The organism is Catenulispora yoronensis, assembly GCF_039531695.1.
Taxonomy (GTDB): Bacteria; Actinomycetota; Actinomycetes; order Streptomycetales; family Catenulisporaceae; genus Catenulispora; species Catenulispora yoronensis.
Genome location: NZ_BAAAQN010000049.1, coordinates 45,375 through 68,819, shown reverse-complemented (window position 1 = coordinate 68,819; position 23,445 = coordinate 45,375). Strand labels below are relative to the sequence as shown.

At 69.5% G+C, this 23,445-nt stretch carries 16 protein-coding genes; 12 read left to right on the top strand and 4 right to left on the bottom strand.

Annotated features, from left to right (window positions below):
* The first annotated feature begins 52 nt into the window (after window positions 1-52).
* Both ABD481_RS32425 and ABD481_RS32420 read left to right on the top strand, forming a co-directional pair.
* Complete coding sequence (locus ABD481_RS32425; RefSeq protein ID WP_344669633.1) at window positions 53-1,060, top strand: ABC transporter substrate-binding protein; 1,008 nt, start codon at window positions 53-55, stop codon at window positions 1,058-1,060.
* Between the two features lie 121 nt (window positions 1,061-1,181).
* Window positions 1,182-2,696, top strand: coding sequence for a hypothetical protein (locus ABD481_RS32420; RefSeq protein ID WP_344669632.1), 1,515 nt, complete (start codon window positions 1,182-1,184; stop codon window positions 2,694-2,696).
* A 75-nt stretch (window positions 2,697-2,771) separates the two neighbouring features.
* Here the strand turns inward: ABD481_RS32420 and ABD481_RS32415 are convergent, their stop codons facing one another.
* Entirely contained in the window at window positions 2,772-3,743 is a 972-nt protein-coding gene (locus ABD481_RS32415; RefSeq protein WP_344669664.1) for a phosphotransferase family protein, read from the bottom strand.
* Window positions 3,744-4,220: 477 nt separating this feature from the next.
* Entirely contained in the window at window positions 4,221-5,099 is an 879-nt protein-coding gene (locus ABD481_RS32410) for a LysR family transcriptional regulator (RefSeq protein ID WP_344669631.1), read from the bottom strand.
* A 102-nt stretch (window positions 5,100-5,201) separates the two neighbouring features.
* Between ABD481_RS32410 and ABD481_RS32405 the strand changes: the two genes are divergently transcribed.
* Window positions 5,202-6,134, top strand: a complete 933-nt coding sequence (locus tag ABD481_RS32405; protein ID WP_344669630.1) for a zinc-binding dehydrogenase — start codon at window positions 5,202-5,204, stop codon at window positions 6,132-6,134.
* On the opposite strand, the gene ABD481_RS32400 is transcribed toward ABD481_RS32405, so the two are convergent.
* A complete protein-coding gene (locus ABD481_RS32400) occupies window positions 6,112-7,167 on the bottom strand; it encodes an ROK family transcriptional regulator (RefSeq protein ID WP_344669629.1) in 1,056 nt (351 codons plus the stop codon). The genes ABD481_RS32405 and ABD481_RS32400 overlap by 23 nt on opposite strands.
* A 56-nt stretch (window positions 7,168-7,223) precedes the next feature.
* Here ABD481_RS32400 and ABD481_RS32395 point away from each other — a divergent pair, with 56 nt between their 5' ends.
* The 9 genes from ABD481_RS32395 to ABD481_RS32355 all read left to right on the top strand — a co-directional run bounded on the left by ABD481_RS32395 (window position 7,224) and on the right by ABD481_RS32355 (window position 21,520).
* Window positions 7,224-8,351, top strand: coding sequence for a Gfo/Idh/MocA family protein (locus tag ABD481_RS32395; RefSeq protein ID WP_344669628.1), 1,128 nt, complete (start codon window positions 7,224-7,226; stop codon window positions 8,349-8,351).
* 50 nt (window positions 8,352-8,401) lie between these two features.
* Complete coding sequence (locus tag ABD481_RS32390) at window positions 8,402-9,805, top strand: hypothetical protein (RefSeq protein ID WP_344669627.1); 1,404 nt, start codon at window positions 8,402-8,404, stop codon at window positions 9,803-9,805.
* A 34-nt stretch (window positions 9,806-9,839) separates the two neighbouring features.
* Window positions 9,840-12,131 carry a serine/threonine-protein kinase gene (locus tag ABD481_RS32385; RefSeq protein WP_344669626.1) on the top strand — a complete coding sequence of 764 codons (2,292 nt, stop codon included), beginning with the start codon at window positions 9,840-9,842 and terminating at the stop codon, window positions 12,129-12,131.
* 200 nt (window positions 12,132-12,331) lie between these two features.
* Window positions 12,332-12,859, top strand: a complete 528-nt coding sequence (locus ABD481_RS32380) for a SigE family RNA polymerase sigma factor (protein WP_344669625.1) — start codon at window positions 12,332-12,334, stop codon at window positions 12,857-12,859.
* Window positions 12,856-13,797 (top strand): hypothetical protein, encoded by a 942-nt coding sequence (locus tag ABD481_RS32375; protein WP_344669624.1) that lies wholly within the window; start codon window positions 12,856-12,858, stop codon window positions 13,795-13,797. Before ABD481_RS32380 ends, ABD481_RS32375 begins: the two co-directional genes overlap by 4 nt.
* 200 nt (window positions 13,798-13,997) lie before the next feature.
* Complete coding sequence (locus tag ABD481_RS32370) at window positions 13,998-14,453, top strand: HIT family protein (RefSeq protein WP_344669623.1); 456 nt, start codon at window positions 13,998-14,000, stop codon at window positions 14,451-14,453.
* Between the two features lie 179 nt (window positions 14,454-14,632).
* Window positions 14,633-19,210 (top strand): glycoside hydrolase family 3 C-terminal domain-containing protein, encoded by a 4,578-nt coding sequence (locus tag ABD481_RS32365; protein ID WP_344669622.1) that lies wholly within the window; start codon window positions 14,633-14,635, stop codon window positions 19,208-19,210.
* Window positions 19,211-19,370: 160 nt separating this feature from the next.
* Window positions 19,371-19,898, top strand: coding sequence for a hypothetical protein (locus tag ABD481_RS32360; protein ID WP_344669621.1), 528 nt, complete (start codon window positions 19,371-19,373; stop codon window positions 19,896-19,898).
* Window positions 19,895-21,520: a trehalase domain-containing protein gene (locus ABD481_RS32355; RefSeq protein WP_344669620.1), complete on the top strand. Its 1,626-nt coding sequence runs from the start codon at window positions 19,895-19,897 to the stop codon at window positions 21,518-21,520. The genes ABD481_RS32360 and ABD481_RS32355 overlap by 4 nt, the downstream gene beginning before the upstream one ends.
* Before the next feature lie 1,054 nt (window positions 21,521-22,574).
* On the opposite strand, the gene ABD481_RS32350 is transcribed toward ABD481_RS32355, so the two are convergent.
* Entirely contained in the window at window positions 22,575-23,405 is an 831-nt protein-coding gene (locus ABD481_RS32350; protein ID WP_344669619.1) for a tetratricopeptide repeat protein, read from the bottom strand.
* Window positions 23,406-23,445 lie beyond the last annotated feature (40 nt).

The window sequence follows — 23,445 nt, the reverse complement described above, 5'->3', positions numbered from 1 at the left end:
CGTCCGCCCGACCCTTTCCCTATCCGAACAGCGGCAGTCAAGGACGGCACCCATGTCGAAGACCAGGATCCACGCCATAGCCGTGACCGCGCTCGCGCTGCTGGCCGCCGCGGGCTGCGGCAGTTCCAGCAGTTCCGGCAGCGGCGGCAGCGGCGGCCACTCCAGCTCCGCGGGCGGCGGCAAGAAGTCGATAGAGCTGATCACCGGTGTCAAGAGCGACCCGTTCTACATCACCATGACCTGCGCCGCGCAGACCGAGGCGGCCAAGCTCGGGGTGTCGCTCAAGGCCGACGGCTCGGCGCAGTGGGACGTCTCGCTGCAACGGCCGATCATCGACTCGGTCGCCGCCACCCGGCCCGACGCGCTGCTGATCTCCCCGGTCGACACCGCCGCGCTCACGCCGTCGCTGAAGCAGGTGCAGGCGGCCGGCACCAAGGTCGTGCTCGTCGACACCTCGGTCACCGACACCTCGATCGGGCTGTCCCGCATCTCCTCGGACAACGAGGCCGGCGGCAAGGCCGCGGCCAAGGCGCTGGCCCAGCTGATGGGGGACAAGGGCTCCGCGATCGTGATCAGCGTCAAGCCCGGGATCTCCACCACCGACGCCCGGATCAAGGGCTTCACCGAGGAGATACAGGCCAACCATCCCGGCATCACCTTGCTGCCGGTGCTGTACGACAACGACCTGCCGGCCACCGCGGCGTCGCAGATCCAGGCCACCCTCGCGGCCCATCCGGACCTCGGCGGGGTGTTCGCCGGCAACACCAACACCGGCCAGGGCATCGCCACCGGCCTGAAGGCGGCCGGGAAGCAGGGGGCTGTGAAGGTCGCCGCGTTCGACGCCGAGCCCGACGAGGTGCAGTCCCTCAAGGACGGCTCGCTCCAGGTGCTGGTCGCCCAGGACCCCGGCGGCATCGGGACGCAGGCCGTCGACCAGGCGGTGGCCGCCCTCGACGGCAAGCCCGTGACGGCGCAGATCGGGACCACCATGGTCGCCATCACCCAGGCGAACATGGGCGATCCGAGCGTCAGCAAGTACTTCTACAAAGCAGGCTGCTGAAACCCAGATGTTCTGACCGCGTTGTCCTGCCACGCTCTGGCGCGCAGGGCAACGCTGTCATAGCGTGCGCGACGCGTCCAAAGGTAACGAACCACCCCTCGTCCCGAGCGAAAGGTTCCCCATGCATCCGTCCCACAGACGCACAACGGCCACCGCCGCGCGTGTCGCAGTACTCTGCGCCGCGCTGGCCCTCCCCGTCCCGCTCGCCACCTCGGCCGGCGCGACCTCGTCGCTCTACACGATCACCGACCTCGGCACGCTGGGCGGTGACCTGAGCGTGGCCAACGGCATCAACAACGCCGGGGTCGTCGTCGGCTACAGCGATCTGGCGTCCTTCGCCGAGCACGGCTTCCGCTGGTCCGCCGGGACGATGACCGACCTGGGCACCGAGGCGGGGGCCGACTACAGCGGCGCGAACGCCATCAACGACGCCGGCCAGATCGCCGGCGACGCCACGCGCGAGAACGGCGGCTACGCCTACCCGGTCCGCTGGAGCGCGGCGGGCGTCCTCCAGGACCTCGGCGGCCCGATCACCAACCGCCTCGGCGTCGGCAACGGCATCGACCCGGCCGGCCGGGTCGCCGGCGGACAGCGCCCGGCCGACTCCGAGGGCAGCCCGGAGGCGATCCTCTACGACACCGCCGGCAACCCCACCGAGCTGAGCACCCCGACCCAGACCCTCGACGCCGCCACCGGCATCAACGCCCGCGGCCAGGTCGTCGGCAGCCCGGCCTTCGTCTGGCAGAACGGCACCCTGACCATGCTGCCGCTGCTGCCCGGCGGCCAGGGCGGTTCGGCGAATGCCGTAAACGTATCCGGCACCATCGCCGGCGACGTCAGCCGGCCCGGCCCCGTCGGCGGGCTCGACGCCGCGGTGTGGCAGAACAACACCCTGACGGACCTCGGCACCGTCGACAGCATCCAGTACAACCGGGCCACGGCCATCAACGCCGCGGGCCAGATCGTCGGCACCGCCGACCCGGAATGCCAGCCCTGCGCCGCGCCCGAGGCCTGGATCCGCCAGCCCGGCGGTCCGCTGACCAAGCTCGACACGCTGCTCCCGGCCGGCTCCGGCTGGACGCTCCAGGCGGCCAACGGCATCAACGACCGCGGCCAGATCGTCGGCGTCGGCCTCCACAACGGCCACAAGCGCGCCTACCTGCTCACCCCGGCGTTCGCCGCGACGGTCAACTTCCAGCCCGCCGGAGCGACCCTCCCGGCCGGCTACGCCGCCGACACCGGCGCCGCCTACGGCGCCCGAAGCGGAGGCCTGACCTACGGCTGGAACATCGACAACGCGGTCAACACCCGCGACCGCAACGCCGCGAGCTCGCCGGACCAGCGCTACGACACGCTGATCCACATGCAGCGCAGCGGCAGCGCGACGGTATGGGAACTCGCGGTGCCGAACGGGCACTACACGGTCCACCTGGTGTGCGGCGACCCGTCCAACACCGACAGCGTCTACAAGGTCAACGTCGAAGGCGTGCTCACCGTGTCCGGCACACCGACCGCCAGCAACCATTGGATAGAGGGGACCAGCCAGGTGACGGTCTCCGACGGCCGGTTGACTATCACGAACGCCACTGGGTCGAGCAATGACAAGCTCGACTATGTGGATGTCATCGCTTCATAGGGATTTTTGCCGCTCATGGCGCGGCGGAGTCGGGGCGTCGGTGATCCGGCGCCCCGATTCGCGTCCGCTGATTGCTCAGCCGCGAGCCATGACCCCGTCCCTCATAAGCAGCCTGACATAGGCGTCCAATCGCAGCTCCACCGCACGCGTCGTCAGATCCGCCCGCCCCGCCTTCCGCCACGCCCCGGAGATCACGTCCACTTCCTCCGAGAAGGCCAGCGCATGCCTCGTGAACCAGTACAGCCGCTCATCCTCAGCGGCGGTCAGCGTCCCTCCGGCCTCCTCGTAGGCCGTGGCGAAGCGCTGGCTCCACTCTGGGCCATGAATCAAGGCCAGATTCGTACTGCAATGCGCCACATCGAGGTCTGCCGGGCCCCAGCACGTCGCGGCCCAGTCGACGACGCCGGTGATCTGCGCGCTCGCCGCTCCTGAAGGCAGGGCGGCGAAGAGTACGTTGCCGGGCTGGAAGTCCCGGTGCAGGAAGCACCCCTCGGAGGACGGTGCGGGTCGGCGGATCGCTTCGATCGCCGCGGCCCAGCTGGCCTCGTCGGCGCCCTGCGGTACCACTGCGGTGTCGGGGGTCGAGAGCGTCACGTACTGCCGTGGCCGCTCGGCGGGACGCAGTGCGTGAATTGCGACAAGCTGACGGGCCAGTGCGGGGACGCGAGCCTCCAGGCCGTCATCGGCGAGGGCGGTCCGTCCCGGCAGGTGGGTCATCAGCAGCGATGGATACTCGCAGTGCTCGGCTGTGGCGTCGACCGCGACCAGCTTGGGAGTCGGCACATCGGTCGCGCCCAGCTCCGTCAGGGTATTGGCTTCGCCGGTCAGCGATTCCTCGGCCAGCGCAAGGTAGTAGGGATCGACGTAGCTGCGCAGCACCAGCGCGCGAGTGCCGCCGTCCGGTGTGCTGATGGCGAGCTTGCGGATCTCGGCCGTGATGCCGCCGTGCAGGGCCTCGATACCGATGATCTGCTCGTCGGCCGCCAGCTGCCGGCGGACCCAGGCCAGCGTTGACGGCCGGACGATCGCCGCCGCGCCGTGCTCCACTGCCGCAACATGCTCTGTTGCCGTGTACTGCTCCGCCGCCGCGTCATGCTTCGTCACCGTGCCACCTCATCACCCCGGCGACCGCGTGCGCAAAGGCAAATGCCCCTGGCGGTGGAACTGCCAGGGGCATTGCTGAGGGTGTGGGCCGCAGGTCTTGGGTCAGGGCCTGAAGAGAGCGAGGCGCTCACTTCGAGGCGCCTACTTCTTGGGCGCGGGCTTCGCGAGCTGGGTCTGGCGCTCGACCTCGGCCTTGTGGCGAGCGGTGGCGATCGCGATCTGCAGGCGGGCGGTGAGGACTTCGGCGTTCATCGTTGACTCCTTGGGGATCCATCGGATCTGATCTCGTTACGCCTATGATTCTAAGGCATACGAGCCCGGATCTCTAATTGATTAAAGGTGAACAGCGTCACAGGGTGTGGATTCGTAAGCGCAGGCAACATCCGGATGAAGATCGATCCGCGCTGGGCCGCCCTGGCGTTAACCCGTGATCGCCGCGCAGGCGCCGAGGAGCGCCCGGACCGCCGCCGAGGGCGGACCAGGCAAAACGGCGAGCGACGTGGTCGGCCGGGGCGCGGCCAGCCGCCGGTGCGCGATGCGGGCGGTCGGAAGCTGCGCGGTGGCGGCGCCGTAGAGCACGCTCCACGAGGCCGGACCGGTCGCGATCTGCGCCAACGTGTCCTGAAGGTTCGTGAACGGCGCCCCGAGGACCGGCTCGTGGCCGGACGCGGTGATGGCGTTGACGATCAGGTCGTGGAACGCGGGGTTGACCGCGCGCGGCGCCAGGCGCAGGGGGAGCGGGGCGATCTGCTCGATCGCGAGCGTGGCGAACCCGGCCAGCGGATGCGCCGCCGGAAGCACGACGTGCAGCGGCTCGGTCCACAGCGGCAGCAGCTCGACGCCGGGGGAGTGCTCGACGATCCGGACGAAAGCCGCGTCGAGCTCCCCGGTGCGGACCGCGCTCAGACGGTCGGACAGCGGCAGGCTGCTCAGCCGCACCTGGAGTCGTGGGAGGACCGCGGCCAGGTGGAGCAGGATCTCGTCCAAGCGGTCGCCCAAACCCTGGCTGGTGCCCAGCCGCAACACCGCGTCCTGCCCGCCGCCGATGTCCGCCGCGATCCGCCCGACGTTCGCAGCCGCGGCGAGAGCGGCGCGCACCTCCGGCAGCAGACGCTCCCCGGCCGCCGACAGCCTTACGTGCCGCGTGGAGCGGTCGAACAGCCTGACCCCGAGCTCACGCTCCAGCCGCGCGACCTGCTTGCTGACCGCCGGCTGCACGACGTGCAGCCGCTCCGCGGCCCGGCCGAAACCGAGCTCCTCCGCCACGGCGACGAAGTACTCGAACTGGCGCAACTCCACGGCGCGGCCCCCCACCGACTCTGGGCATTGATTCCGTCCGGTGATAACTGAACGGAAGAACATGATCTGGTTCCCCGATGTTCCGCAACGCCTAATGGACGCATGAAATCCGTGGTGAACACTCCCCAAGGACCGGTCGTCCGCGAGATCGCCGAGCCGGTCGCCGCCGGCCCGCACGAGGCACTCGTCGCCGTCCGTGCCTTCTCCATAAACCGTGGCGAGCTGGCCCTGCTGAAGATGCGGACCGACCACTGGCGCCCCGGCCAGGACATCGCCGGCGTCGTGGTCGAGGCGGCGGCCGACGGCTCGGGCCCGGCGCCGGGCACCCGCGTCGCGGCGCTCGTGGAAGGCGCGGGCTGGTCCGAGCAGGTCGCCGTGCCGACCGACCGGCTCGCCGTCCTCCCGGACACCGTCACCGTCGAGCAGGCCGCCGCGCTGCCGCTGGCCGGCCTCACCGCGCTGCGGACGGTCCGCCTCGCCGGCGCCCTCCTGGGCCGCCGAGTGCTGGTCACCGGCGCCAACGGCGGCGTCGGACGCTTCCAGGTCCAACTGGCGGTCGCGTCCGGCGCGACGGTGACCGCGTACAGCGCCCAGGCCGGGGCCCAGGCCGGATCCCAGGCCCAGACTCAGGACGGGGCCCAGGAGTTCGGCCCGTTCGACGTCGTCCTGGAATCGGTCGGCGGCGCGACGCTGACCGCCGCCCTGGCCGCAATCGCCCCGGGCGGAACCATCGTCGTCCTCGGCACCAGCAGCGGCGAGAAGACCCCGATCGACATCTACGACTTCATCGGCCACGAAGGAGCCCGCCTGATCAGCTACCTGTCATACGCGCAGCCCGACGCGATCGGCCAAGACCTTCAGACGCTCGTCGACCTCGTGGCCGCCGGCCGACTGCACACCACCCTCAGCCACGTCGCCGACTGGAGCGACCTGGTCCCCGTCCTCGACGACTTCCGCGCGCGCCGACTCCCCGGCGGGAAGGCGGTGCTGACCATCGGCGGACCCTCCGAGATCAGGGGTCGAACAGCGGCCTGAGAATGAGCGCGGCCGCCCCGAGCGCGACAGCCTCGGGCCCGGCCTGCGCGATCTCGGCGCGCGGCGCACCGGCGGCGTGGGCCGCGGCCAGGTAGGGCTCCGGCTCGGCAAGCACGGCGTCGCCGCCCAGGATGATCTCGTCAAGGTCCAGCAGCCGTGTCAGGTTGCCGATTCCCTGCGCCAGGCGAGCCGCGGCCTGGTCGACGGCGCCGCGTCCGAGATCGGCGAGGACGTAGGCCTCCAGGCATCCGCGCCGTCCGCATCGGCAGGCCGGACCGTCCGGATCGAGCACCTGGTGTCCGAACTCGCCGGCATCGGTGCCCGCCCCCCGATGGACGCGGCCGCCCAGCACCAGCCCGGCGCCCAGGCCGTCGGCGAGATACACGAACGCGCGATCGGCCGGGCCGGGCTGGGACAGCGCGGCGGCGGTGGTGTCCTTGTCGACGGCGCAAACCCGGCCGAGGACTGCCTCGGCACGGTCCCGCAACGCGAGACCGTGCCAGGCCGGCAGCCCGGTGACCCGGTGCAGAACGCCGCTCCGGTGGTCGAGCGGCCCGGGGCAGGCCAGGCCGACGCCGAGCACGCGCTCGTCCGGGATGTCCTGGAGCAGGACGGCGATGTCCTCGGCCACCGCCGACAAGGCCCGGTCGGGGGCCCTGAGCTTCCCACGCCGGACCCGGGACGCCACGGCGCGCCCCGCCAGGTCGGCGAGCAGCACGGTCTGGCGGTCCCGGCCCAGATGCACCCCGATGGCGTACCGGGATCCGGGGACCAGCCGCAGCAGCGTGGTCGGCTTGCCGATCCCGGAGGTCACCCGTCCGGAGGCGGCGATCAGGCCCTCGTCCAGCAGCCGGCGCACGATCTTGCTGATGGCCTGCACGGTCAGCCCGGTGGCGGCCGCGAGGTGGGCCTGGCTGACGCCGGGATCCGCGCCGGACCCGGACCCGGATCCGCGCCCGGATCCGCGCACCAGGGCCAGGACGGCCGCGGCGTTGTGGTCGCGCAGCGCGTGGAGGTTGGCCCCGGTCGGCATGGGTCGAGACTAGCCCCCGGTTGACGGTTTCTCAACAGTGTTGATTAACTCGGTTCATGAGCAGCCCCACGACGAGCGGTACCGCGAGCGCGACCGAGATTGCCGCCGGGACCAGTGCCGGGACCAGCGCCAAAACCAGCCCCGGAACCGGCCCCGGGACCAGCGCCCCAGGCACGCCGCCGTCCCCGCTGCGGGTCGGCCTGGTGGGATACGGCCTGGCCGGTTCCGCCTTCCACGCCCCGCTGATCCGCGCCACGCCCGGCCTGGAGCTGACCGCCGTCGTGACCTCGCGTCCGGTCCCCGACGACGTCGTCCGGGTGTCTAGCCCCGACGAGCTGTGGGCGACCGGCGTCGATCTGGCCGTCGTCGCCACGCCCAACCGGACGCACGTCCCGATCGCGACCGCCGCCCTCGAAGCGGGCGTCAACGTCGTGGTCGACAAGCCGCTGGCCGCGACCGCCGCCGAGGCCGCCGCTCTGATCGGCCGGGCGCGGCGTGCGGGGCTGCTGCTGAGCGTCTTCCAGAACCGGCGCTGGGACGGCGACTTCCTCACGCTCTCCGACCTGGTCGCCTCCGGGAAGCTGGGGCGCGTGCACCGGTTCGAGAGCCGCTTCGAGCGGTGGCGGCCGCGGTTGTCCGGGAGCTGGCGGGAGTCCGGCGACCCCGCCGACGCCGGCGGCCTGCTCAACGACCTGGGCAGCCATCTGGTCGACCAGGCACTGACCCTGTTCGGGCCGGCGCGCAGCGTCTACGCCGAGGTGTCCGCGCTGCGCACCGGGGCGACGACCGACGACGACACCTTCGTGGCGCTGCGGCACGCCGACGGCACCCACTCGCACCTGTGGATGAGCGTCCTGGCCGAACAGCCCGGCCCGCGCTTCCGGGTCCTGGGCGACGGCGGCTCCTGGCTCAGCGCCGGACTGGACAGCCAGGAGGCGTCGCTGCGCGCCGGCGGCGGCCCGGCCGATCCGGGATTCGGGGCCAACGAGCCGGGCTCGCTGAACGGCAAGGAGTACCCGACGCGCGCCGGCTCCTACGTCGAGTTCTATGAAGGCATCGCGCGCGCACTGCGTGAGGGAGGTCCGAACCCGGTCGATCCCGCCGACGCCGTGGCGATGCTGAAGGTGCTGGAAGCAGCTCGCCTGTCGGCGGCGGAGCAGCGAGTTGTGGACCTGGGCGAGTAAGGGATCTTAAAACGCCCCGTCGGCCGCGATCAATGAGCTACGTTCAGCGCATGCCGATAGAGGGGGAGCCTGGCGAAGTCCACGCACCGGTGCTGGCCGACACGGCGGCGGTGATCGTCGACGCCCAGCTCGCAACCGGTTCGCTGCACCAATGGCGGTCGGATCTGCCGTCGGCTGCGGATCATCACTATGGCGATGTCGCAGCCCTCTGGCTGGACGTGATGAACGAGCAGGTACGGGCCCTGCGAACCGTCTTCCTGCATCGGGTCCTGATCTCCGAGTGGTTCCCGCTGTCGCCGGGGTTGTATCCGACGCCCAGGGCAACTCGCCAGCGAGCCTCCATCGCGCAGTACGCCGCCCGCCTCACCACGGCCGAAGCCGAGCGGTACGGCCTTCCGACCCCGGACGGGACTGTTTTTCGCTTCGCCGGCAAAGGCGAGATGCTCGCTACCGGAGTCGGTTGCGTACGGCTGCGCAGCAGGGAAACGGCCGAGGGCCGATTGTGGTTCATGACCGCGGTGTCCGTTCCCCCGGTGGAACGCGGCATCCCCATCGCGCTCTCCGACGAGTTGTACGCCCGCTGCATCGACGGGATCAGCCAGTGGGGCGTCTTCCCTTGCGAGATCACCGGAAAGCTCATGGAGATGCCGCCGTCGCTGTTGAAGATCTACACCGGCTACACGGGTGTTCCGCGGCTCTGTGTGCTCGTTGAGGAGATCGAACCGCTGCCCTCGTTCCTGGCGGAGGATCCGCCGACAGCGCATGCGGCGGTCTCCTTCATCAGCGCGCACGAGAAGCCCGTGGTGGCAGCCGCATACCGGACCTTCAAGCCCGGCCCGCGTGGCGACCTCGGCGTGGCGGTGTCGTGGCTGGAGACGTATGTCGAGTCGCTGTATCAGGGACGCGTCATCACCGACTTCGACGAGCAGATGTCCCGCTTCCCGGACGCCGTCTTCTCGCTGGCCAAAATAGCCGACGGACGCCTCGACGAGGCCGAGATCAGGGCGCTCGCGGCCGATGTCGACCACTACGGGAGGTGGCGAATCGACAGGCTGATCGCGGAGCAGGACCGGATCACGATCACCATCAACCAGTACCACCGATATCACCAGTACCGCACCGAGATTGGGGAGCTCGCCATGGGTGACGTCATCAAGAACATCGGCGCGGGAGCGGTCGTCGTCAACCGCTCGACGCTGACCAACGCTCTCAACGCCGCGCAGACCAACCGTGGCGAGGACGCCAAGCGTGCCCTGGACGAGCTCGCTCGCCTGGTCGAGGAGTCGGCCGACCCGGCCGCGGTCGAGAGTCTCAACGCACTGTCCGAGGAGCTCGCGAAGCCCGAGCCCAACAAGCACCGCATCAAGACCTGGCTCGACGGTATCGCCGCCGCGATGCCCAACGTCGCGCAGATCGCCACTTCGGTGGCGTCCGTGGCTGCTTTGTGGATCTAGGCTCGGCGAGAACTCTGGGGAGGGTGGGGGCGACGTGCAGGGCGCACAGTGGCAGGTCGAGGGATACGAACATATACGGGAGCTGGGGCGTGGCGGCTTCGGGTATGTGGTGCTGGCGCGTCGCCAGACCGATGGCGCGTTGGTCGCCATCAAGTACCTCGCCGCAGGTCTGGTGGACGACAGCGGCTTCCGTGAGGAGTTCCGGCGCGAGGCGCGAACGCTGGCCGAGGTGGAATCGCCGCATGTGGTGCGTCTGCACGCCTATATAGAGCAGCCAGCGGTTGACGGCAGTGATGGCCCGCTCGGTGCGGCCATCGTCATGGACTTCGTCCCCGGCGGAACCTTGGGGCTGCTCCTTAAGCAGAATCCGGAGATGCTGCGCACGCCGGAAGTCGCGCTCAGTGTTCTGAAGGGTTCCTTGCTGGGCCTGGACGCCGCGCATGTACGCGGCGTCGTGCACCGCGATTACAAGCCCGGCAATGTCCTGATTCGGCAGGACGGCGTGTCGGTTCTCGCCGACTTCGGGATCGCGGTGCGAAGCGGCGAGCTGCCGACGTCCGCGCTCGGGACGGTCGCCTACATGGCTCCCGAACAGTTCCGGGGCGCCGTGTCCCCGGCCGCTGACGTGTATTCGGCCACGGCGGTGTTCTTCGAATGCGTCACCGGGCACCGGCCGTTCCGCCCCGAGGGCACCGCGGTCGTCGCCGACTGGGCCGCCGCGCACAGCGACCAGCCGGTTCCGCTGGACGACGTGCCCGAGCTGCTGCGCTCGCTCGTCGCCAAGGGGATGGCGAAGGACCCTGCTGAGCGGCCGGCGCGGGCTGGGGAGTTCGCCGAGGAGCTGGAGCGCGTAGCCCTGGTCGCGTATGGGCCGGATTGGGAACGTCGCGCGTGGCAGGCTCTGCTCGGGGCGATTTCTTCGCTGGCGGCGGGCGGACTGCTGTTGTCGCTGCTGCCGGACGCGGTTGGTTCGATCGGTACAGCCGGTCCGGCCGGTCCGGCGACGGCTGCGCCGCCCTCCGGCCCGGGGTTGGGGCACCCGGGTTTGGCTCAGCCGACCGGGGCGGGTCAGCCAAGCCAGCCAACGCAGCCTGGCCAACCAGGTCAGCCCACGCAGCCAGGTCAGCCAAGCCAGTCCGGCCAACCTGGCCAAACAGGCCAGCCAGGCCAACCAGGTCAACCAGGTCGGCCACGCAACCCCCTGCGTCGCATGCACACCAAGCTCGGTACAGCCAAGACCACCATCGCGGCAACAGCCGCCGTGGTCGTCGTCGCGGGCAGCGTCGCCCTCATCCCGTGGCACGGATCGAAGAACCCTGACCCGAAACCGGTGTCGGCGACCGCCTCCGTCACCGCGCAGCAGTCGACTCCATCGGTGCCGCCGAGCACCAGCCCCCCGACCCCGACCCCGCAGCCGCGAGTATTGGCCGCACCGGTGTTCAACCCCTGCCACGCCATAGCACCGAGTCGCCTCGCCTCGCTGCTGAAGCTCCCCGCTCAGCAATTCACCTACAGCATCAATCAGAACTCTCCCGACGACGCGCCCTACGGCAGCGCCGCCTGCGTCTTCCGGACCACCGACGCCTCCCCGCGCGTGGTCGCGGACATCACGATCCTGTCCAGCGACTGGTCGACAGTGATGGGCTACGCGGGCCGCCCACCGTGCACGCAGCGACCGCTCACCAACACGCTTCACATGTGCGCCGGGTCGGAAGGGGAGGATCTGCTCCAAGGCCCCGGCGCCACGACCTGGGACGTCGAAGCCTTCAGTGCGACCGCGAAAGACCCCTCGGGCGACCCGAAACCCGACCAGGACGCCACTCTGACACTGATCCGCTTCCTCGCCGCCACCTTCGGCGACCCCGCCGCCCCGGCGGCCTGGGCCCCACCGACCACGGACCCTGACACTGCCTTCGCGCCGGCGGCCCGGATCGACCCCTGCACCGCGCTGCCCGCGTCGAAGCTGACCGAGATCCTCGGTACCGACGCCACGCACCTCACAATGAACCGGTACGGAGCGCAGGAGGGGAGCGCCATAGCCTGCGCGTTCATGGCGGGAGACCGGGCTGTCGGCATCATCACCATGAATCTCGGCACGTGGGACGCCGTCAAACCAGTCCAAGCCACGCTGGAGTGCCCCACCCAGCAGATCGGCGCACTGCGTGCCTGCACGGACTACGAGGCGGTGGAAGGACCGGGAGTGGTGTGGACGATCATGATCTACACGCCCGACAGCACCGCGTCGAACCCCACCATCGACCTGCCTCGCATCACCGCGGTCGCCAAAGCGCTCGCTGCGGCCTATCCCAGTGCCCAGGGCGCCTAGCGCACGACGCTCTGACACACCTGCGCATCCGGGGGAGCGTCTTCTCCGACGGCTCCCTGTTCGCGCTCTCCACGCCGCATCCGACCTCGCTGGAGGTGGAGATCGGGTACGACGTCCACGGCGTTGTCGGCTCCAACATCCGTGACCCGTGACAACCATCCGCAGCCCCACGGTCCACTACCTGTTCGAGGAGGGGCCGAATGAAGAATGCGGAAGCAGCCGAGTTCCACGATTTCGTCACAGCCCGGTGGGCCCGGCTGGTCCGGACCGCCTACCTGCTGACCGGCGACCGGCACCACGCCGAGGACCTCACCCAGACCACGTTGGTCCGGGTGTACCAGGGCTGGAACCGGGTGCGTGCGAGCGAGAGCCCGGACGCGTACGTCCACAAGATCATGGTGCGCTGCAACGCGAGCCGCTTCCGCAAGCGGCGCGTGACCGAGCACCTGGGCGACCCGCCGGACAACGGAGTGGCCGACGCCACGGACCAGGTGGCACACCGGCGCGCGCTGGTCGCGGCGCTCCAGGAGCTGCCCAAGCGGCAGCGCGCCGTCGTGGTGCTGCGGTTCTGGTCCGACCTCACGGAACGGGAGACGGCCGAGGTCCTCGGATGCTCCACCGGAACCGTCAAGAGCCAGACGCACCGCGCGCTGCTCCGGCTCCGGCAGCATCCGGCGCTCATCGCCGCCGCCCACGAGGAACTCACGATGGGAGTCACGAACTCATGACAGAACACAGCGACGACGCGCAGCAGGCGGGTCTTCGTACCCTGTTGACCGGCGCCGCCGAGGACGTCCTGCCCGCGAGCGCGCCGTACGACGCCATCGTCGGTGACGCCCGGCGCCGGATCCGGGTCCGCGCGATCGGGGGCTCCGCGCTCAGCGTCGTGGCCCTCGGCGCGGCGGTGGCCGTCGGTGTCTCCAGCTTCGCCGGCGGCGCGGATGCGACCCGCGCCGCAAGCGGAGGCAACGGACCCGGCGCGGCGGCCCTGACCCCGGCCACGTCGCCGGGTGCGCAGGCCGCGAAGCCGCAGGCGGCTCCGCCGACCACGCCGGTCGCGCCTTTCGCGCCGACGTCGACCCCGGCGGAGGAGCCGATCCACTACGGCAAGACCGTCATCGCGCAGGGCGTGTTCAAGGGCGTGCCCTGGACGCTGGCCCGCGAACTCACCAAGAAGGACGGCGTCGTCGTGCCGGTCCCGGGCGGGGAAACGAAGCAGACAATGGTCTTCGACGACACCTACTTCGTCGGCCCGAACTCCCTGCGCGACCGCGGCGCCGGCGGTGGCGGCACCTCGCCGGACAACATCTCCGCGCTGCTGAAGCACTTCTCCTACCCGAACGCCGACCTGGCCTCCTCGACCTCGGTCACCTGTCTCGGCGTCGGGGCGATGGACAACAGCTGGAAGAAGGAGAACTCCAGCCCCTACGGAATCAGCTTCGTGAGCGGCATCGTCGCCGCGAAGGTGGCCCGCGTGCAGGTCGTGTTCAAGGACGGCACGACGCAGGACGCGACGCTCGTCGCCGCCCCGGCGGACGAGGACGGCAAGTACTTCTACCTGCCCTTCGCGAACCAGTCGTGGCACTCGCCCGGCGGCACTCTCGTCTACTACGACGCCCAGGGGAAGGTGCTCAAGCCCAAGCAGGACGCCTTCTCACAGTTCTGATCCCTGCTCCGCCGATAGCCATCGCCATCGGTGCCGAGTGTCGTCGGCGCTGAGCGTTGTTCGTGCTGAGCGTTGTTCGTGCTGAGAACCGACAGCCCTGGTGAGTGGCCCCCAGCCCCTCACCAGGGCCTTCTGCTTCATGGGCCGGTTCCTGGGCCGGTCTCTGGGCCGACTAAAACAGACCTCGTAGTATCTCGCGCATGATCGCTGATCACGACTGCTACTCCTGTCGCGCCGAAGCCGACCTGCCGCGCCTGCCGCCCCGCGAGCGCATCGCCGTCGACGACCACTGGCGCGTGGCGCACGCCATCGGGACCGCGCTGCCCGGTTGGCTGGTCCTCGTTCCCCGCCGCCACGTCACGGCGATCGCCGAGCTGACGGACACTGAGGCCCAAGGACTGGGTCTGTGGCAAGTGCGCCTGTCCCGCGCCCTCCACGCGACCGTCGGCTGTGCCAAGACGTATGTCGCCCAGTTTGCCGAGGCCGAAGGATTCGGCCACGTCCACTTCCACCTCGTCCCGAGGATGGCGGACCTGCCACCGTCGCAGCGAGGACCGCGAGTGTTCCAGCTGCTCGGTGGCGAAGCCGCCGAGAGCGTCACGGACGACGCGATGGACCAGATCGCCCAGCGGCTCCAAGCCCACCTGGAGCACTAAGTCTCGGCCTAGTCAAAACTCGTCCCATATATGTTTCAGGCTTCTTGACTTTCGCGCATAGTCGGCTGAATGTGATGGGCAACGCCAGAACGTCTCAGGGCACGGTGTCCCCGTCGCCGTGCCCTGACACGCTCCCGCGTCGAGCGAGTGCCCCACCAGACATCCAGTTCGGAGGCGCAATGCACCAGCACAGACGCACCAAACGGCCCGGGCTCCGCAGGACGGTCCACGCCACGGCCACCCTGGCCCTCGGACTGGGCATCGTGGTGTCCGCCGCCCCGGCCTCGTCGGCCGGAGCCGGACTCCCGGCCGGATTCGGAGCCGGACCCGGGCCGGCGGCGAACGCGGCCCAGAAGAAGACCCCGGTGCCGATCTACCTCGACACCCACTACAGCCCGCAGGCGCGCGCCGCCGACCTGGTCTCCCGAATGACACTGCCCGAGAAAGTGGAGCAGCTGAGCACCAACAGCGGCCCCGCGATCCCCCGCCTGGGAGTGCAGCAGTACACGTACTGGAGCGAGGGTCAGCACGGCGTCAACACCCTCGGCGCGAACCAGGTCAACAACGGCAACGGCGGCGCGGTCCGCTCCACGAGCTTCCCGACCAACTTCGCCAGCACCATGTCCTGGGACCCGGACCTGATCTACCAGGAGACCACCGCGATATCCGACGAGGCCCGCGGCTTCCTGGACAAATCGCTGTTCGGCGTGAACCAGAACAATCTCGGCCCGTCGGCCGCCGACTACGGCAGCCTGACCTTCTGGGCCCCCACCGTGAACATGGACCGCGACCCGCGCTGGGGCCGGACCGACGAGGCGTTCGGCGAGGACCCCTACCTGGTGTCGCAGATGGCCGGCGCCTTCGTCAACGGCTACGAGGGCAACACGCCGACCGGCCAGTCCAAGACCGGCTATCTCAAGGTCGCGGCCACGGCGAAGCACTATGCCCTGAACAACGTCGAGCAGGACCGCACCGGCGTCACCTCGAACGTCAGCGACACCGAACTGCACGACTACTACACCAAGCAGTTCGCCAGCCTGATCGAGAACGCGCATGTCTCAGGCCTGATGACGTCGTACAACGCCATCAACGGCACCCCCTCGGTCGCCGACACCTACACCACCAACCAGCTCGCGCAGCGCCAGTACGGGTTCAACGGCTACATCACCTCCGACTGCGGCGCCATCGGCACCGCCTACCAGTCGTTCCCCAGCGGCCACAACTGGGCGCCACCCGGCTGGACCACCGACGGCAAGAGCTCCACCGGCACCTGGACCGACACCGCCACCGGCACCACCGTTCCGGCCCAGGCCGGCGGCCAGGCCTACGCACTGCGCGCCGGCACCGACCTGAACTGCGCCGGCGGCGAGAACACGTACGCTGACATCACCGCGGCGATCAACGCCGGAATCCTCAGCGAAGGCGTCATCGACAACGCCCTGGTGAACATCTTCACCGTGCGCATGCAGACCGGCGAGTTCGACCCCGCCGGCTCCAACCCCTACACCCAGATCACCAAGGCACAGATCCAGAGCCCGGCCCACCAGGCGCTCGCCACCAAGATCGCCGACAACTCGCTGGTGTTGCTGAAGAACCAGCCCGCGGCGGGCGCCGCCAAGCCGCTGCTGCCGTTGTCCGCCGCCACGACGAACAAGATCGTGGTCGTCGGCGACATGGCGAACACCGTGACCCTCGGTAACTACTCCAGCGACCCGTCGCTCAAGGTCAGCGCCGTGCAGGGCATCACCGCCGCCGTGCAGAAGGCCAACCCCGGGGCGACCGTCGCCTTCGACGCCTGCGGCACCTCCACCACGGCGAGCGCACCCGCGAGCTGCTCGCCGCAGACCCTGGCCGACGTCGCCGCCGCCGACGCCGTCATCGTGTTCGTCGGCACCAACCAGCAGATCGCCGACGAGGGCAAGGACCGCACTACCATCGCCATGCCGGGCAACTACGACTCGCTGATCTCGCAGATCGCCGCGGTCGGCAACCCCCGGACGGTGCTCGCGATCCAGTCCGGCGGCCCGGTGCGGATCGCCGACGTCCAGAACGACTTCGCCTCGATCGTGTTCAGCGGCTTCAACGGCGAGAGCCAGGGCACCGCGCTGGCCGACGTGATCTTCGGGGCGCAGAACCCTGCCGGGCACCTGAACTTCACCTGGTACGCCGATGATTCGCAGCTCCCTGCCATGTCGAACTACGGCCTGACCCCGGCCGAGACCGGTGGGCTGGGCCGCACCTACATGTACTTCACCGGCGCTCCGACCTACCCCTTCGGCTACGGCCTGAGCTACTCGACGTTCGCCTTCTCCGACGTCCGCGCCGATCACCGCAGCGTCGACGCGAACGGCTCGCAGACGGTCACCGTCACCGTGACCAACACCGGTACCACTGCGGGAAGTACTGTGGCGCAGCTGTACGCGTCGCCGAAGTTCACCGTCACCGGCGCGACGTTCCCGAAGGAGCAGCTGGTCGGGTTCGCCAAGAGCAAGGTGCTGAACCCCGGTCAGAGCCAGCGGCTCACGATCACGGCTCAGATCCCTGACTTGGGCATCTGGAACCCCACCACGATGAAGTCGGTCGTCTACGACGGCACCTACGCCTTCCAGGTCGGCGCCGACTCCAGCGACCTCCGCGGCAGCGCCGACGTTACCGTCACCGGCGCGCTGGCGACGCGCGTCCGCAGCGTTACTGTGCAGCCCGACCAGGTCGCCTTCCAGGTCGGCCAGACGCTCGACCTCACCGGCAAGAACCCGTGGATCGCGGACGACACCACCGGCGTCGGCTCGGTCCCGCAGGACCGCAACCTGGCCGTCACCGCGGACAACATCGTCGAGGCCGCCGCGGTCGACGGCAGCTTCGCCGATCTGTCCAAGGCCCGCGTCAGCTACCGCAGCAGCAACCCCGACGTGGCCACCGTCACCTCCAAGGGCCTGGTGACCGCCGTCGGCACCGGCGCCGCCGACATCACCGTCACCGTCGACGGAGTGAGCGGCTCCACGCCGATCGTGGTCGGCCACGCCGTCTCGATCAGCGCCCCGGCGCTGGCGCAGCCCGGGCAGACCTCGACCGTCACCACGACGTTCACCAACACCGGTACCGGAAACTCCGGCGCGGTGAACAACGTCGCGATGAACCTGGACCTGCCCTCCGGCTGGACCGCGACGGCGACCAGCCCGTCGAGCTTCGCCCGCGTCGCGGCCGGCCAGAAGGTGACGACCACGTGGGCCGTGGCGGTGCCCGCCGGTGCCGGCGGCACGTACACGGTGAACGCCGACGCCACTGTCGACGGACGCCACGACAGCACCGGCTACAGCCAGCTGGCCGTTCCCTACACGTCCCTGTCGGCGGCGTTCAACAACAAGGCCACCACCAACGACAGCAACCGCGGCGGCGCCGATCTGGACGGCGCCGGCGCCAGCTTCTCGGCCCAGGCGCTGGCCTCGGTCGGGGTGACGCCGGGCGCGCCGCTGGTGCACAACGGCCTGACCTTCACCTGGCCCGACCGGCAGGTCGGCCAGGAGGACAACGTGGTCGCGGCCGGGCAGACCATCGACCTCTCCGGCTCCGGCTCCACGCTCGGTCTGCTGGGCACCAGCACCTGGGGCGCCAGCAGCGGCAGCGGCGTCATCACCTACACCGACGGCAGCACCCAGCCGTACACCATCGGCTTCGGCGACTGGGCCAACGGCACCCCGCCGGCCGGCGGCGACGTGGCGATCCGCTCGCCCTACGGCAACCAGCCGGGCAACCGGACCGGGTGGGCGGCGACGATCGACTACTACCCGGTGGCGCTCGACCCGGCCAAGACGGTGCAGTCGATCACGCTCCCGTCCGGCAGCGCGCAGCCGCACGGCGGGATACCGGCGCTCCACATCTTCGCCCTGTCCATCAAGTCCGACCAGCTCTCGGTCGCGGCGCCGCCGGCCCTCGAACCGGGCTCGTCCGGTACGGTGACCACCACGCTGGCCAACACCTCCTCGGCGGCGCTGTCCACCGTGGCGCTGGCGCTGACGCTGCCCGCGGGGTGGACGGCGACGAACAGCACGCCGAACACGTTCGCGACGGTGGCACCCGGGGCGACGGTGTCGACGACCTGGTCGGTGGCGGTTCCGGCGTCGCAGCAGCCTGGTTCGCAGGTGATCGGCGTGACAGAGAGCGTCGGCGGCGCCCAGGCCGGAATCTCCGGAACGCAGACCACGGTCGCGTATCCGTCGCTGAGCGCGGGGTTCAACAACGTGTCCATCACCGACGACGCGGACCACACGCCGGGCAACATCGACGGAGGTGAGAACAGCTTCTCGGCGCAGGCACTGGCGGCAGCCGGACTGACACCGGGCAGCCAGTTCACTTTCGACGGGCTCGTATTCACGTGGCCCTCCGCCGCGGCGGGCACTGCTGACAACGTCCAGGCCGACGGACGTTCGTTCAGCGTTACCGGCACCGGCACCACTCTGGGCTTCCTGGGGGCCGCCGCCAACGGACAGTCGTCCGGGACGGCGACCATCACCTACACCGACGGGACGACGCAGCAGTTCACGCTCGGGTTCGGGGACTGGGCTTCGACTTCTCCGTTCCCCGGATCGCAGGTCGCGGTGACTTCCGCCTATGGCAACACGGCCAGTGGTACGTCGCCGTGGAAGGCATCAGTGTTCTACGACAGCGTGGCGTTGGAGGCTGGCAAGACCATCCAGTCCGTGACGCTGCCCGCCGGTTCGTCGGCGCCGTTGCATGTGTTCGCGGCGGCGATCGGCTAGCCGTCAACTGACGTCAGGGTCCTGGTACGTGATGTCTGCGTACCAGGACCCTGACGGTTTGCGGCTCGGGCCGTTCTCCCCGGTTTGGAGATCTTCTCGGTATGGAAGCTCCGAGAAGTAGCGAGGAAAACTGAAACTGACCACGCGCAGCGGGGGAGGGGTGGAACGCATAGAGACCTCAACGAGCTCAGATCTCGCTCGCCTGGCCGTGGCCGAGATCGGGCCGGACGTGATGCAGGTACGGCTGTCGCGGCGCGAGGAGGACCGCCGATTCTTCACCGGCATCGAAATCGCTCTGGTCGTCGGAACGCTCATGGTCCGCTCCTTCTGGCGCGCGATCGCCACCGGCGCACGCGAGGCAGCCGAGGCCCGTGGCCAGGACTGGGGCCGCCGAGCCGTGGACGCGGCCTTCGACCGAGTCGAGGCCCTGCTCGGCATGTCCGGGAACGGCGCCGAGAACGAGCTGCCCAAAAAAGCCCGGCAGGCACAGACCGAACTCGACCAAATAGTCGCGGAAGTAGTCGGCCCCCTGACCACCGACCAGTTCGCCGACGTCCTCCAGACCAGCGCCTCCGCCCAGATCGCCGAGCTCCGCACCGCCCTCCTGGGCCTCGGCTTCAACGAGAGAGTGACGGAGGACCTCGCCAAACGCCTCGTCGAACAGTTCACCACGGAGCTGACCCGGTGAGCGACCCGCCGGTGAGCGACCCGCAAACGCTCACCGAACGCATCCGCACTCTCGTCCGCCTCGAACGCTTCCACCGCATGGCCCGCCTCACACTGCTCACCAGGCCGCCCGGCGCGAACGAGCTCATCGCCGACGTACCAGAACTACGCGCGATCCTGACCAGCGGCGAGGGCGTCGTCGAAATCATCAGCCCACGCGGCTCCGAGGGCTTCATCGTCGCCGAAGGCGGACAACGCCGCACATACGACGAACTGCCGCCGCACATCGACCCAGCACGTGTGGTGAAGGGCCATCTACGCGTCGAGAGGGTGCTTGAAACGCGCCTGCGCGAGCTCGCCGAGGAGATCGAGGCCCGAGACCCGACCATGTACGAGGACTGTCATATCGCGCAGATCCTCGACGCCGTCGAGAGCTACGAGCGGCTTGACCACGCGGTGGCGGACGCGGTGGTGCTGGCTGATGTTTTGGCTGAGGTGCAGGCTGCGGAGTCGGTCAACGTGGCGACCGAGCTGCTCCCCGACACGCCGCCCGACGCACCGACCTGGCTGTCGCCCGACGCGCCGCCCGACGCATCTGCCGGGCTACCACCCGACGACGATGCCCAGGCCAGAGCCTGGGCCGATGCCGTCAACGCGGCCGTCTCGGACCGCTATGTTCGGCTCCTGATACCGGTCCCAGCCGCCGCCGATATCAAGGCCGCGTGCCTGACCATGAGCGTGGACCCCAAAGCGGCCTGGTTGCGCCGTCGACTCCTGCCAGCCATTCCGCCCGACATGTTCGAGCGCTTGGACCCCTCCGACCCCTCCGAATCCATAGGCATCGAAGCCGCGCACCCCACACAGATCACCCCCCTCCCCGACCTGACCGCCGAAAGCGTGGTCGCAGCACTCATCGACGACCCACCCGACGGCCCCATGCGCGCGATCGCCATCACCCGAGCCCTACGAACCAACGGCGACCGCCTCCGCCGCCAAGCCGACGGCGCACGCGACTTCCTCGACTTCCACCGCAAACTCCACCTGGCCCTGCTCTCCTACATCGCAAGCCTACGCATGTCATCCTCCCTCCTCGCGTCCCCAGCCAAGGACCGCCTCCCACCGAACCGCCTGAACGAACTCCGCGACATCCGCGACAGCACGGAGGAGATGCGCGTCATCATCGGCAACTCCCTCCTCAGCTCCGCCCTGGACCGCCCCTTCTCCCCAGACCTGACCCGCATGGACCGCTGGGAACCCTGGCTCTCCCACACCACCACCCAAGACCTCAACACCGCCCTCAACAACCTCGACGACCTCTACCTCCGCCTGATCTTCCCCCGCTTCATCCAACGCATCGCCGAAGAATGCATCCGCCTCGACCACCCCACCCCAACCACAGACCCCCTCCCCAGAGCCCTCCACGAAGCCGAACGCCTAGGCCTAGCCCCCCACTCCCCACTCGAATCAATCGTCTCCACCCCCCAAGCCGCCAGCCTGATCACCCGAATCACCTCAACACTCCGCGCAAGAGACGCCCACCCCCAGGCCACACTCTGGTCATCCACGCTGACCCAGATCCAACAGCGTTGGCCGGACGATTTCCCCGAGCCGGTGGCAGAAAGTTACCAGTACCCTGATACATAACGGTGATGGCTGAAGCGCGAAGGGCGAAGCCCGGTGCCGAAGGTCCGGCCAGATGCCAGATGCCAGATGCCTGATGCCGGTTGCCAGATGGCTGGAGCCCGAAGCCCCAACGCTCCGAAGCCCGAGCGCCAAAGCCCGAAGCCGTAAAGCCCCGAAGTCCCGAAGCTGCAAAGCCCCGAAGTCCCGAGGCCGTAAGGCCCCGAAGTCCCGAGGCCCCACAGGCTGATGCCCCGATGGCTGGAGCCCCGAAGGCCGAAGCCCGAGCGCCGAAGCCCCGATGGCTGGAGCTTGAAGCCCGAAGCCCATGAGATCGTTGCGCGTGCCGCAGCTCCGGAGCCGACCTCCGTGCGCTACCGGCTACCGCGCCGCCGACCACCGCACCACGGGCCGACACATTGCCGACCACCATGCGCTGCCGGCTTCCCCATTGTCGATACCGCGCGCCAACGGTCACCGCATTGCGGGCGTCGGCGTACCATCGGCCACCGCGTCGCCGGCCGCTGCGCACCAACCGGTCCGCTGGTCACCGATCACCGATCACCAACTCACCGCGCACCGCTGTCCCGCAGGTCGCCGCGCGCTGCCCGTCCGCAGGTCGCCGATCACCGTGCGCCGCTGGACTGGTCCGCAGGCCGCCGCGCGCATCACCGGTCCGCCAATCGCTGCTCACCGCGCGCCGCTGGTCAGCGCATCGTCAGCCAGCGTCTCCAGGTCGTCGCGGGTCTGCTGGTCTGTGCGCTGGCGGTTGGTTCGGCGGTCGGCACTGACACCTCCACCCGGGTCTGGCTGCCCTCGACGGTCGCTGCTATATCGAGCACGGAAAAACATGGGCGTGTCGTTGTCATGGCGTCACTCGGATGGTCTAGTGGGAGCCTAAAATGCCTGGTGGGGGCCTCGCGGTGCTGGGGCTTCCCGGGGGTGGCGAGGTGTTGCGGGTGGGCGGCCTGCCGGCTCCGGCTCCGGCTCCGGCTCGGGCTCCGCCCCCGGCTCCGGCTCGGGCTCCGCCCCCGCCCCCGCCTCAGGCTCCGGCCCCGCCCCCGGCTCCGCCCCAGGCTCAGTCGAAGTCGTCATAGTCGCGGTTCGCGTCTCGTTGTCGTTCCTGGAGTTCGATGTGGTCGGCGCGGTCTGTGAATTCTGTGGCGGCGTCGGGGCGGTGGCCGTGGCGGAGGACTTTGGCGGCTTCGCGGAGTTGGGTGGTTGTGGCGGAGGTGCCGTGGCGTGCTTGGAGGAGTTCGATGGCTTTGGCGGTTTGGCCTTGTTCGCATAGGAACTCGGCGTAGACGTAGACGTTTGAGTGTGGGTCGGCGGGGGTTGTGGCGCTTCTGAGGAGTTGGTCGGCTTTGTCGATCTCGCCGCGTTTCCATAGGTGTTGGCCGAGTTCGAAGGTTGCTGAACGGCCTTGGGCGGGCTCTTGGGCGATGGCTTTTTGGTAGTAGTACTTACCTTCGGCCGAGCGGTCGCTTTGCATGAGGAGGTTGCCGAGCTTCAGCTGGGCTTTGTAGTGCCCTGCGTCTGCTGCCTGGCGGAAGCGGCGTTCGGCTTCGGTTGCGTTGCCGTCGGGGCCTTCGTTGATCAGGCCTACCTCGAAGGCGGCGTCGATGTCGCCTAGCTTGGCTGCGCGGAGCAGTACGCGGCCGGCGTGGTCGAACTCCTCGATGGCGCGCAGGTAGCCGGCAATGACTATTGCCGGCTTCTTCTGCTCGATTGCCAGTTGTGAGGCCCGGCGCATCCAGGACTTGCGCTCCAATGCCTCCCGCGGAAACGCTAGGTAGCCGACCAGGGTGTTCACGGCGTCGAGGTTTCCCATTGCCGCCGCCCGGCGTAGGTATTTGAGGGCGCGTCGTCGGCGTGCCTCGCGGTAAAGGACTTGGGCGTGTTTGTGCATTGCGACTGCGTCGCCTTGCGCTGCGCGCCGTGCGGTTGCG